The following is a 13,635-nucleotide window of genomic DNA, read 5'->3' as shown; positions in this document are numbered from 1 at the left end:
TCAGGACTTGGCCCATACTGTTGACCTCGTATTTCCACTTGCGTGGTAAGCCGACCAAAGCCGCGTTAAAGCCAAGTACGCCGGTTGCGTCGTTGGTGGCCTGTTCCGTTCGCGTCACAAGATTGCCGGCTTCATCATATTCATACGTCGTGCGTTTTTTTGGCTCGGAAATCTGCAATGGCAGGCGATACTTGGCATGCCATTTCGTATTGGTTTTACGCAGCGGCGCGGTCAAGCTCGTTGCGGCCATCAGACTCGGGCAACTAGCCGTGCTCGTCGCGCCCTCGATACGCATGGTTTCGAGATTGCGCGACAGATCGTAGGCGAAGCAGCTCAGATTGCCTTGCCAGTCTTTCAGGGTGCTATCGTTCCCATTGACGTCGTAAGTGCGCGCCGCATAGTCGCCGCATTCGATGCACGGCTTATCGATCGAGGTATTGCGAGCATTGCCAAGAATGCGGGTGAAGTTATAAGTCGTGGACGTGGTCACAGGGCTCGAAGGCAGACCTGTATAGTGCTCCACGATTGCTGACGTATTGGATTGGTCGGCTTTATAGGCGACTTTTACTTTTTCCACACCATCCGCGAGCTCCGACGAGGTTGCACGTCCCAGGCAGTCGTAGGTCCAGCTGATATGGCGGTCGCCGTTTTCATCGATATACCCTGTCCAGGCGTTGAGCAGACGGCCGAAGCCGTTCGCCACTCCCGGCGTGGCAGTGCATGCAACGCCGCCGTTAATCTGGGCAGACTCGTTGTACATATACGTTCTGCTGGTCGCGTCTGGATAGGTCACTTTCGTGAGATTATTTGCCGTACATGCCGCGTTATTTTCGTCAGGGCTCACACACCCGCCCGAAGCGCCATCGTATTCGTAAACGTAGGGCTGGCCTGCGGGATCGATCGCCTTGACAATGCGCCCGCGAGCGTCATACTCAAAATGCAGTTTGAAACCCAGGCTGTCGGTCACACACATGAGTTTGCCGGCAGGAAGGGTCGCACCTGCTTGGGCAAGGCTACACAGCGGGGCATTGGCGGGGCTTCTTCCCACATTGCTATCGTTGGTAGCACCGTTGCTGTAGGTAAAGCGCTGCGTCACGCCGTTGCGATTGGTGGTGGAAATGAGCTGACCCACAGCCGAATAGCGTTCGGTAACATCACCCCGAGCCGACTGGTAAATCCATTCGATGACTGCTGTTTTATCGCTGTTGTACGTGGACGTGAGCGTGTCGCTATTTTGGGCATTGCCTTTCCATACGCTACCCTCCAGTTTGAAGAAGTGGCGTTTGCCATCTCCTCTTACGATCGATGCGGCCCCCGGAAGAAGAGAGGGAATCGGATTCGAGGTTTCGCACAAAACAATTGCTTTCGTGTCTTCACGGCGCCAGCACATTGCATACCCGGTACCTGTCGGGAGAACTGTTTCGGCTCGGAGAACAGCATCATACGGTTGCGTCCAGCGATTCCCGAAGGAGCGCACTGCCGCCGCGTCCCAGTTGAGTGGGTCACTGTTATAGGTACGGCGAATTGCCAGCGTACTTACCGGTGACGCGGAGGCATAATCGTTCTCGATGTGCCACATGTTTCCCGTTGCTGGGTTGATGGGCTTGCCGCACTTTGGTTGCGGGGCGCCACTTTCCGGGCAACTCGGGCCATTGTTTGACGGCTCCCCCAGTTGGGGGGCCGGGGTGACTGGCACACAAGTGTCGACGTCTTCAAAATATTTTTTTCCAGCGGGACAATGGCATGTTTGGCTGGGCGGGTCGATATAGAACTGCGCATCCTGGTGAGCGCCTTGGGGGCACCGGGCTAATCCTCCGCTACGTGTATCGTTATCATCTTTAAATGTCTTGAATATGCAAGGAATATTGATCTGACCGGCCGGGTGCGCCGCGTTCCATGTCGCATAATCCACTCGCGGATTGCTCACATCGCTTTGCCATTCGGCGGCATACATCGGCGCAGCCGCACTGCACGCGCCCTGTAACGAATTGACCTCAACCGTCGTTATTTTTCCAGTTGACCAGGAACCAAATTGCGCCCAGTATTTGACTTTGGGCGGCTTGGCCTGCGCGCTGAAAACGCATGATGCCAGTAACATAAAGACAATTGCCTTGCCAAGGCGACGGACCGACAAACCGTGCCATATCTGCCGTGCACGCTGCCCTACGGCGAGGAATGCGCTTGCGCGCGAACTTAAAATTTTACTCACATACTCTCCGCTAATTCGAAAATCGGGGTAATTGGTTCAGCGGCTGTGCCGCTAAGAAGGCGCGTCAGCCATACGAACAATGTGTTCCCACAGGAAACCTCAAGTATACAGATGTAATTACAAAAAAGCATTAAATTGCCTTACATTTTGTGATGTTGCTCATAAAAAATAATTGGACATCGTGACTTGACAGGGCTCGCCGTCCCACTGACGCACTTGCTTAGCGCTCATGATCCACCCATCCTGCATCGTTCATGCATGTCTGTTTTCTGGCAGCTGTGCCCGCCCCCCTGCGTGCGAAAGAGAACAGAACACAAGCGTCTTTATGTCGGATAATATCGGGTGTTATCGTCTTCGATATTGCCCCTACAGAACACATGCACACGATGGATTTAACGCGCGACGAACCCCGCGAAGGACGCCCTGCCACCGCTGCGCCGCACGCCAATGCGTCGGCCTTGCCGGCGCCAATCGCCAGCTGGCTGCAACGGGTCGAGGCTGCCGCCCACCCGCAGCCCAAGCTCGACCTGGAGGTCAAGGATCCCAAAGTCGCCCAATACAAGTTCGTTTATGTCCTGGCCCCCACCAGCGGCGGCCGCCACGTCGCCCTGTGCCTGTGCAAGGCCCGCCTGCGCCCGAACGGGGAAGTGGCGGCCGCCAGCCCGGTCAGCGAAGTGTTTTCCCTGCTCTCGGCCCCGCCCGCCTACCTCGAAGGCGACGATGAAGACCTGGTGCGCTTCTTCATCGCCATGCGCAGCGGCGCCGCGTCCCAGGGTGGCAGCGCGACCGAGCCGAAAGGCAAGGTCGGCGCCATCCTCCTGCAAATGTTGCTGGAACAAGACAAACTGCTGTGGGCCAATTCCTGGGCCGACATGGCCAATGGCCTGATCTATCCGCTCCAGGCCGGCCCCGTGCGCGAGGCCAACCTGGTCTGGCGCGAGGAAGGCCGTACCGCGCGCCTCGGCTGGCAAGTCCAGCCCGCCAGCGGCGCGACCCACACCGCCGCCGACCAGATCGATTACATGCTGCCGACCGATCCGCCGTGGTATATCGACAACTTGTCCTGCGGCGCGCTTGCGCTCAACCGCGGCGGCGTCGATATTTCCCTGGTCGACTTGCAGGCGCTGGTGGCGCAAGCCCCTGCGCTCAGCGGCAACGATAAAAAACGCGTGTCGCAACTGTTGCTGGCCCATGGCCTGCAACAACTGATGCCCCTGCCGCAGCCGCTGATCCAGCGCCTGCGCGACGACGTCAAGCCGCGTCCGCACTTGCTGCTCGACAGCGTGCCCCTGGCCGACGGCCCGCACCAGCGCTGGCACGATTACGCCGTGCTGTCCTTCGATTACGACGGCGAGCGCGTCGCCTTCGACCCGGCCCAGCGCGTGGTGCGCCAGGTGGGCGACGTGACCGAAGTCATCGCCCGCGATATCCAGGCCGAGGCCGCCTCGCTGGACGAACTGACCGCCCTGGGTTTCCGCAAACCGGGCACGCCGCCGCTCAACGCCCTGGCCGGCGCCCAGCAGCTGGAAAGCCAGGCGCACTGGTTGCGCTTTGCCGAAGGCGACCTGGCCGGCCTGATCGAAGCCGGCTGGCATGTGCAGAAATCCAGCAAATACCGCTACGACGTGGTCGCGGTCGAAGACTGGTATGCCGAGATCGACGAGCCGGCCGAAGCGGGCAACGCCTGGTTCGAGCTGGAGCTGGGCATCGTGGTCAACCAGAAACGCGTGCCGCTGCTGCCGGTGCTGGTACAGCTGATCCGCAGCGCCCCGAGCGACTTCGATCCCGAGGTCCTGGCCGCCCACGGCGATAGCGACCAGATGCTGGCCACCCTGCCCGACGGCCTGCGCGTGGCGCTGCCCTGGGGCCGTCTCAAGCCGATTCTCAACACGCTGGGTGAACTTTATTTCAGCGACAAGATCAAAAACAAGGTCAGGCTCTCGACCCTGGATGCGGGCCGGCTCGAAGAACTGGCACGCGGAACCGCTTTGCGCTGGTTCGGCGGCGAGCAGTTGCGCGAAACCGGCCGTAAGCTGAGCTTGTTCGGTTCCGTACAAAAAGTGGCGCCCCCGGTGGGGCTGCAGGCGACCCTGCGCGACTACCAGGCAGATGGCTTGGCCTGGATGCAATTCCTGCGCGAGTACGACCTGGCCGGCATCCTGGCCGATGACATGGGCTTGGGCAAGACGGTGCAAACCCTGGCCCACATCCTGATCGAGAAGGAAGCCGGCCGCCTGACCCATCCAGCCCTGGTCATCGCGCCCACCAGCCTGATGACCAACTGGCAGGACGAAGCGGCCCGCTTCGCGCCCGACCTGCGCGTGCTGCTGCTGCAAGGCAAGGAGCGCCTGGAACAGTTCGACAAGATCGAGGAAGTCGATCTGGTCTTGACCACTTACGCCCTGTTGCCACGCGATGAAGAAAAACTGCGCGAGCACGAGTTCCACCTGGTCATCCTCGACGAATCGCATTACATCAAGAACACGCGCTCCAAGGCAGCCCAGAGCGCCGGCCTGCTCAAATCGCGCCACCGCCTGTGCCTGACCGGCACCCCGCTCGAAAATCACCTGGGCGAGCTGTGGTCGCAATTCCATTTCCTGCTGCCGGGCTTGCTGGGCGATGAAAAAACCTTCAACAGCCAGTTCCGCCATCCGATCGAGCGCCAGGACGACCCGCTGCGGCGCGCGCTGCTGAACCGCCGCATCCGTCCCTTCCTGCTGCGCCGGACCAAGGACAATGTCGCCAAGGAATTGCCGCCAAAGACGGAAATGGTGCGCAAGGTCGAATTGTCGGGCGCCCAGCGCGACCTGTACGAAACCGTGCGCCTGGCGATGGACAAGAAAGTGCGCGACGAAATCGACAAAAAAGGCGTGGCGCGCAGCCAGATCGTCATTCTCGAAGCCTTGCTCAAGCTGCGCCAGGTCTGCTGCGACCCGCGCCTGGTGAAAGCCCTGCCTGCCAAGAAGAAGGACAGCGGTTCCGCCAAGCTGATCGACCTGATGCAGATGGTCGACGATTTGCTCGAAGAAGGCCGCAAGATCCTGGTGTTCTCGCAATTTACCAGCATGCTGGCGCTGATCGAGGAAGAGCTCAACGCGCGCCGCATTCCGTACGCCTTGCTCACCGGCGACACCAAGGACCGCGCGGCCCAGGTCGCCGCCTTCCAGCAGGGTGCGGTGCCGATTTTCCTGATCAGCCTGAAAGCGGGCGGTGTCGGCCTGAACCTGACCGCGGCCGATACCGTGATCCATTACGATCCGTGGTGGAACCCGGCCGCCGAAAACCAGGCCACCGACCGCGCCTGGCGCATCGGACAGGACAAGCCCGTGTTCGTGTACAAGCTGATCGCCAAGGGAACCCTGGAAGAAAAGATTCAGTTGCTGCAGCAAAAGAAATCCGACCTGGCCCAGTCCATCCTGGCCGAGGGCGAGTCGCAAAAAATGAGCCTGACGCAGGAAGATCTGCAAGCCATTTTCGCGCCGCTGGAGGAGTAGCAGCCTCTGGTGTGCGTTCATATACTTTCCTGCAACGTTGGCGATATACTAGCGGAGTGTGACTGTTGAACAGGTAAGGAAAGCGTTCCATGCATATCGGTGTCAGTGAGGCAAGCAAGGCAATCATGCCGACCGGCGACACGGTGCTCATGGAACAGTTTCGTGCCATCGCCGAGTTGCGTGGCGACGTCGCCTGGATCGTCGATTGTGCATCGGGGGCGCTGTCGTACATCAGCCCGTCCGTCCGTGACATGCTGGGATATGCGCCCAGAGATTTCATTAGGCAACTTTCCAGCCACGACGCGGCGTCGCCGCTGGCTACCTTGTGCGCGGGATTGCCGGAGCGCCTGGCGCGTTTTGCGGCAGGCGACCAAAGCCGGCGCGCGCTGGTGCGCCACTTCGACCAGCTGCGTGAGGATGGCAGCACGGTCCCGCTCGATGTGCGGTCCACTTTGTTGACGGATTCCAACGGCAAACCCAGCGTCCTGGTCGGCGTGATGATCGATACCAGCGCCGAACGTGAGCGTGCCGAGCGACAACGCCGTTTCGCGAGTATGCTGAATCATGAATTCCGTACGCCCTTGTCGACCATCGACGGCGCCATCCAGCGCCTCGAAGCGACCGGGGCCAAGGCCGACGAGCCGACCCGGCTGCGCTACCGCAAGATCCAGGCAGCCGTGGACCGCCTGACCGGCATGCTTGACGAGTACCTGTCGCCCGACCGCATGGACGAAATCGGGGGTACGCGCCCGCCGGACAGTGTCGCGCCTGAGCTGCTGTTGCAGGAAGCGGCCGCCCGGATTGGCGCGGCGGGCGGCACTGCGCTGGTCGAGTGCAGCGGCTTGCCGCCCTTGATCCGGGCCCAGCCGACCGGCCTGCGCCTGGCGTTGAACGTGCTTGTGGATAACGCATTGCAATACGCGCCGCCCGGCCAGCCGGTCATCCTGGCCGGTCACGCGACGGCGGACGGCATCGAACTGTCCGTGCGCGATCACGGCGAGGGCGTGCCCGGCGCGGAAACCGGCGCGATTTTCGGCAAGGGGTATCGGGGAAGTAATGCCGTGGGCCAGGGTTCCGGTTTGGGCCTGTACATGGCGCGTTCGGTGATCGAGGTACATGGGGGAAGCATCGGTGTTCAAAATGTGGCACCATCAGGCGCCTTGTTCAAAATCTGGCTCCCGGCGCAACGCGCCGCAGGGAAAAGAGTTGCGCCAGAAGAGTGCAGCAGTGATAATTCCGCTAATCAACACACAAGGGAAGGCGCCGCGCGCAAGTAAGGAATCGATGCACGGGGTAATGAAATGAAGAAAATGGCCAACCCATGACGCAGATATTGATTGTTGAGGACAACGGCGACTATGCCGGCGATATGGCGGAGTTTCTGACGGAACTCAACCATGAAGTGATGGTTGCGACCACCGCCGCCGACATGTGGGCCGCGCTGACCAAGACCCCGACCGCCGTGGTCGTGCTCGATCTCGGCTTGCCGGATGAAGATGGTTTCAATGTCATTCCGCGCATGCGCCAGCTGTATCCGGAAATCGGCCTGCTGGTGCTGACCGGGCGCGTCGCCTTCGACAACCGCATTCTCGGCCTGCGCCTGGGCGCCGACCATTACCTGACCAAGCCGATCAAGTTTCCGGAATTGGCCGCCCATATCGAGGCGCTGGACCGGCGCGTGCGTCCGCCCGAGCCGGCCGCCCAGCTGCCGAGCAAGTGGACTTTGCGCGTCAGCGCGCGCCAGCTCGAACTGATGGGGGCGGTGGTCGACCTGACCGAGAAGGAATGCAATTTTCTGCACCTGCTCACGCTCAACACCCGTCCCGTGCCACGCCAGGTGATCGTGGCCGGCATGGGCGGCGACGATCCCGACGCCAGCCGCCGGGTCGACATGCTGGTCTACCGCCTGCGCAAGAAAGCCCGCTCGGGCCTGGGCCAGGACCTGCCTCTGCGCAGTGCCTACGGCGAAGGCTACAGCCTGTCGGCCGGTTTCACCCTGGCGTAAGCTGGTTCACAGACCACTCGCTCAGCCGAACCGTTCCCGCAGCCCGGAACCCCAGCTCCGTCATCACCGGCCTGGGCGGCCCCCTTGGCGGGGATCCAAAGCACCTCGGCTCAGGCAGACGCGAAAAATCAGGGACATAGTCGTCCACGATCTTGCGCAGTCCTTTTTTAATTAGGGACAGAACGGCCTGCATGTCGGTAAAATGCGCTGGTCCGCTTCTTTTTCATACCGCCATGGCCCGCCTTCCCCGTCTTGTCCTCCCCCACCAGCCGCACCACATCATCCAGCACGGCAACGACCGCCAGCTGATCTTCCGCGAAAGCGAGGATTACCAGCGCTTCCTCGGCTGGCTGAAAGAAAGCGCCAAGGAATTCAAGGTCGTCATCCACGCCTACGTGCTGATGCCTAACCACCTGCACCTGCTCGCCTCCCCATCGACGGTGGAAGGCCTGGCGCAAACCATGCAGCGGGTCGGCCGCTACTACGTTCCCTGGTTCAACGCCAAGTACGGCCGCAGCGGCAGCCTGTTCCAGGGCCGTTTCAAAACCTCGCTGATCGACGCCGCGGCCTACTTCCTGCTGTGCAGCCGCTATATAGAACACAACCCGGTGCGCAAGGAGCTCGTGTCCGATCCCGTGAATTACCCCTGGTCGAGCTACGCCCACCATGCCGGCGCCCAGCCCGACAGCCTGATCACCGACCACGCGCTCTACTGGGCGCTGGGTAACACCCCCTTCCAGCGCGAAGCGGCTTACATCGAGCTGAGCCGGCCAACCCTGACGCGCGAGCAGCTCGACCAGATCAATGCCGCCGTGCTCAAGGGCTGGCCGCTCGGTTCCGATGCCTTCAAGACAGAATTGCAACACCGCGCCAAGCGCCAGGTATTGCCCGCCAAGCGGGGGCGACCGTTCAAAATCAAGGCTCCCGCCCCCTGAAAACGCCCGGTGGGCGTTTTTTTTTGGCCTGCCGAAAACGTCAAAACCCCTTGTTGCACCTAAGCTCAAGGCATAAACCCGTCAATCGCTCCACTATGTCCCTATTTAATTTTCGGAGCGACGCGGTGGCGATTAATTCGACTCCGACCCTAATTAATCCTATTGCTGATTCTGCTGCATTGCACTAATCTTGGTCTTCGACTTTCAAAAGCTGTGGAGAATGCGCATGATTGCCCAAGGTTTGTACGATCCGTCCAATGAACACGATGCCTGCGGCGTCGGTTTCATCGCCCACATCAAGGGCAACAAGAGCCATTCCATCATCGAGCAGGGCCTCTTGATCCTGAAAAACCTCGATCACCGGGGTGCCGTCGGTGCCGACAAGCTGATGGGCGATGGCGCCGGCATCCTGATCCAGCTCCCGGACCAGTATTTCCGCGACGAGATGGCGAAACAGGGCGTGGAACTGCCTCCGCCGGGCGAATACGGCGTCGGCATGGTGTTCCTGCCGAAAGAAAACGCCTCGCGCATCGCTTGTGAGCAAGAAATTGAACGCGCCGTGCGCATCGAAGGCCAGGTCGTGCTCGGCTGGCGTAACGTGCCGCTGGATGACACCATGCCGATGTCGCCTACCGTGCGCGGCAAGGAACCGGTGATCCGCCAGATCTTCATCGGCCGCGGCCCGGACATCATGGTCACCGACGCGCTCGAACGTAAGCTGTACGTGATCCGCAAATCGTCCGGCCACGCGATCCAGGCACTCAAGCTCTTGCACGGCAAGGAATTCTTCGTGCCATCGATGTCGGCCCGCACCATCGTCTATAAAGGCTTGCTGCTGGCCGACCAGGTCGGTGTCTATTACAAGGACTTGCAAGACCCGCGCTGCATTTCGGCGCTGGCGCTGGTGCACCAGCGTTTCTCGACCAATACCTTCCCGGAATGGCCGCTGGCCCACCCCTACCGCCTGATCGCCCACAATGGCGAGATCAACACCGTCAAAGGCAACTTCAACTGGATGCGCGCGCGCGAAGGCGTGATGAAGTCGGCCGTGCTGGGCGACGACCTGCAAAAGCTGTTCCCGCTGATCTATGAAGGCCAGTCCGACACCGCCTGCTTCGACAACGCCCTTGAACTGCTGATCATGGCCGGCTACCCGATCGCCCAGGCCATGATGATGATGATCCCGGAAGCCTGGGAAAATCACACCATGATGGACGACAACCGCCGCGCCTTCTACGAATACCACGCCGCGATGATGGAACCGTGGGACGGCCCGGCCGCCATGGCCTTCACCGACGGTCGCCACATCGGCGGCACCCTGGACCGCAACGGCTTGCGTCCGGCGCGCTACATCGTCACCGACGACGACCTGGTCGTGATGGCATCCGAATCGGGCGTGCTGCCGATTCCGGAATCGAAAATCATCCAGAAATGGCGTTTGCAGCCGGGCAAGATGTTCCTGATCGACCTGGAAGCGGGCCGCATCATCGACGACAAGGAATTGAAAGACACCTACGCCAACGCCAAGCCCTACAAGGCGTGGATCAATTCGGTGCGCATCAAGCTGGGCGAGATCAAGCTCAAGGAAAGCCAGCTCGGCCACAACCGCGCCAAGGATGGCGCCCAGCCTGGCGTACCTGCCCAGGGCGAAAAAGCCCCGGCCTCCGTGCTCGACCGTCAGCAAGCCTTCGGCTACACCCAGGAAGACTTGAAATTCCTGATGGCGCCAATGGCCGTGCTCGGCGAAGAAGCCACCGGTTCGATGGGCAACGATTCGCCGCTGGCGGTCATGTCCAACAAGCTCAAGCCGCTGTACAACTATTTCAAGCAACTGTTCGCGCAAGTCACCAACCCGCCGATCGATCCGATCCGCGAAGCCATGGTCATGTCGCTGGTGTCGTTTATCGGCCCCAAGCCGAACTTGCTCGATACCAACAACGTCAACCCGCCGATGCGCCTCGAAGTGTCGCAGCCGGTGCTCGGTTTCGACGACATGGCGCGCCTGCGCAACATCAGCGCCCACACCGGCGGCAAGTTCAAGTCGTATGAGCTGAACATTTGCTACCCGGTCGCCTGGGGCAAGGAAGGCATCGAAGCCTCGCTCGCCTCGCTGTGCGCCGAAGCGGTGGATGCGGTCAAGTCCGGCCACAACATCCTGATCGTGTCCGACCGCGCCGTCTCGGCCGAACAGGTGGCCATTCCGGCCCTGCTGGCCACCTCCACCGTGCACCAGCACCTGGTCGCGCGCGGCTTGCGCGCCTCCACCGGCCTGGTCGTGGAAACCGGCTCGGCCCGCGAAACCCACCACTTCGCCCTGCTGGCCGGCTACGGCGCCGAAGCCGTCCACCCTTACCTGGCCATGGAAACCCTGGTCGAACTGGCGCAGGGCATGAGCGGCGACCTGTCCGGCGACACCGCCATCTATAACTACACCAAGGCCGTCGGCAAGGGCTTGATGAAGGTGATGTCCAAGATGGGCATCTCGACCTACATGTCGTACTGCGGCGCGCAAATCTTCGAAGTCATCGGCCTGAATAAATCGCTGGTCGACAAATACTTCAAGGGCACGTCCTCCAACGTCGAAGGCATCGGCGTGTTCGAGGTGGCCGAGGAAGCCCTGCGCCTGCACACCCTGGCCTTCGGCAACGACCCGCTGTTGCTCGACGCCCTGGACGCCGGCGGCGAATACGCCTTCCGCGTGCGCGGCGAAGAACACATGTGGACGCCTGACGCGATCGCCAAGCTGCAACACTCCACCCGTAGCAACAATTTTTCGAGCTACAAGGAATACGCGCAAATCATCAATGACCAGAGCCGTCGTCATTTGACACTGCGCGGCCTGTTCGAGTTCAAACTCGATCCGACCAAAGCCATTCCGCTCGATGAAGTCGAACCTGCCAAGGAAATCGTCAAGCGCTTCGCCACCGGCGCCATGTCGATGGGTTCGATCAGCACCGAAGCCCACGCCACCCTGGCCATCGCCCTGAACCGCATCGGCGGCAAGTCGAACACGGGCGAAGGCGGTGAAGATCCTTTCCGCTACACCAAGGAATTGAAAGGCATTAAGATCAAGCAGGGCGAAACGATGGCCTCCGTCATCGGCGAGCAAAACGTGGTGGTCGACATTCCTTTGCAGGAAGGCGATTCCCTGCGTTCGCGCATCAAGCAGGTCGCCTCGGGCCGCTTCGGCGTCACCGCCGAGTACCTGAACTCGGCTGACCAGATCCAGATCAAGATGGCGCAGGGTGCCAAACCTGGCGAAGGCGGCCAGCTGCCGGGCCACAAAGTGACCGAATATATCGCCAGCCTGCGCTTCTCGGTGCCGGGCGTGGGCCTGATTTCTCCGCCGCCGCACCACGATATTTATTCGATCGAAGATCTGGCGCAACTGATTCACGATCTCAAGAACGCCAACCCGCGCGCTTCGATTTCGGTCAAGCTGGTCTCGGAAGTGGGTATCGGCACGGTTGCCGCCGGTGTCACCAAGGCCAAGGCCGACCACGTGGTCGTTGCCGGCCATGACGGCGGCACGGGCGCATCGCCATTGTCGTCGGTCAAGCACGCCGGCACGCCATGGGAGTTGGGCCTGGCCGAAACCCAGCAAACGCTGGTGTTAAATGGCTTGCGCAGCCGTATCCGGGTGCAGGCCGATGGCCAGATGAAAACCGGCCGCGACGTCGTCATCGCCGCCATGCTGGGCGCCGACGAGATCGGTTTCGCCACGGCACCGCTGGTGGTTGAAGGTTGCATCATGATGCGCAAATGCCACCTGAACACCTGCCCGGTCGGCGTTGCAACCCAGGACCCAATTCTGCGCGCCAAGTTCTCTGGCAAGCCTGAATACGTGGTCAACTATTTCTTCTTCGTCGCTGAAGAAGCGCGCCAGTTGATGGCCCAACTCGGTATCCGCAGCTACGATGAATTGATCGGCCGGGTCGACTTGCTCGACAAATCGAAAGCCATCAGCCACTGGAAAGCGCGTGGCCTGGATTTTTCCAACATTTTCTATCAGCCGGTGGTGCCGGTGGGCGGCGCCGTGCGCCAGGTCGAAGAGCAAGACCATGGCCTGGAAAAAGCCCTGGACCACAAGCTCATCGCACAAGCCAAGGCCGCCCTGGAAAAAGGCGAGCGCGTCTCCTTTATCTCGCCGGTGCGCAACGTCAACCGTACCGTCGGCACCATGCTGTCGGGCGAAGTGGCCAAGCGCTACGGCCACGCCGGTTTGCCGGACGACACCATCCACATCCAGCTGCAAGGCACGGCCGGCCAGTCCGCCGCCGCCTTCCTGGCCGCCGGTATCACCCTGGATCTGGTGGGTGAAGGCAACGATTACGTCGGCAAGGGCTTGTCGGGCGGGCGCATCATCGTGCGGCCGAATACCGAGTTCCGCGGCTGGGCGGTCGACAACATCATCGTCGGCAACACGGTCTTGTACGGCGCAATTGCCGGCGAAGCCTTCTTTAATGGTGTGGCGGGCGAACGCTTTGCCGTGCGCAACTCCGGCGCCACCGCGATTGTCGAAGGCTGCGGCGACCACGGTTGCGAATACATGACCGGCGGCACGGTCGTGGTACTGGGTGCGACGGGCCGCAACTTTGCGGCGGGCATGTCGGGCGGGGTGGCGTATGTCTACGATCCACTGGGCGACTTCGAGAAGAAGTGCAATACCGCCATGGTCAACCTGGAGCGCGTGCTCAGCACCAAGGAGCAGGGCGATCGCGCCGGCTGGCACAGCCAGAGCCGCGCCAGCGACCCGGAATCGGACGAAGCCATCCTCAAGCGCCTGATCGAACGCCACTTCAAGCACACGGGCTCGACCCGCGCGCGCAACCTGCTGGACGACTGGGCGACAGCACGCTCCAAGTTCGTCAAAGTGTTCCCGACCGAATACAAACGGGCGCTGGAAGAATTGCACAACAGCAGCATGGAAGAAGCGAACGACAAGATCGACGCCGTCGCCAAGATCGCTGCCTAAGACAGCCCCGGCGGGCA

The 13,635-nt window shown here is 61.2% G+C and carries 6 protein-coding genes; 5 read left to right on the top strand and 1 reads right to left on the bottom strand.

Translation table 11 applies throughout. The annotated features are described in order from the left end of the window. Positions 1 to 2,209, bottom strand: a 2,209-nt coding sequence (locus PO883_RS29920; RefSeq protein WP_289313009.1) for a DUF6531 domain-containing protein, incomplete at its 3' end; no start/stop codon positions are given. A gap of 386 nt (positions 2,210 to 2,595) precedes the next feature. Here PO883_RS29920 and PO883_RS29915 point away from each other — a divergent pair. From PO883_RS29915 to PO883_RS29895, 5 genes are all read left to right on the top strand, one after another. After that, on the top strand, positions 2,596 to 5,703 hold the full coding sequence (locus PO883_RS29915) for a DEAD/DEAH box helicase (protein ID WP_289313012.1): 3,108 nt from the start codon (positions 2,596 to 2,598) through the stop codon (positions 5,701 to 5,703). Positions 5,704 to 5,792: 89 nt separating this feature from the next. After that, the gene (locus PO883_RS29910; RefSeq protein ID WP_289313008.1) at positions 5,793 to 6,980 is read left to right on the top strand and encodes an ATP-binding protein; all 1,188 of its coding nucleotides are present in this window, start codon (positions 5,793 to 5,795) and stop codon (positions 6,978 to 6,980) included. Between the two features lie 44 nt (positions 6,981 to 7,024). Continuing rightward, positions 7,025 to 7,708, top strand: coding sequence for a response regulator transcription factor (locus tag PO883_RS29905; RefSeq protein WP_167086020.1), 684 nt, complete (start codon positions 7,025 to 7,027; stop codon positions 7,706 to 7,708). Positions 7,709 to 7,941: 233 nt separating this feature from the next. Then, entirely contained in the window at positions 7,942 to 8,643 is a 702-nt protein-coding gene (locus PO883_RS29900; RefSeq protein WP_289313007.1) for a transposase, read from the top strand. Positions 8,644 to 8,869: 226 nt separating this feature from the next. Further along, positions 8,870 to 13,618 (top strand): glutamate synthase-related protein, encoded by a 4,749-nt coding sequence (locus PO883_RS29895; RefSeq protein ID WP_289313006.1) that lies wholly within the window; start codon positions 8,870 to 8,872, stop codon positions 13,616 to 13,618. Positions 13,619 to 13,635 lie beyond the last annotated feature (17 nt).

It is taken from the genome of Massilia sp. DJPM01 (genome assembly GCF_030348125.1).
Taxonomy (GTDB): Bacteria; Pseudomonadota; Gammaproteobacteria; order Burkholderiales; family Burkholderiaceae_D; genus Telluria_A; species Telluria_A frigida.
Note: the sequence above shows the minus strand (reverse complement) of the source record. Positions and strands in the feature narration are given on the sequence as shown.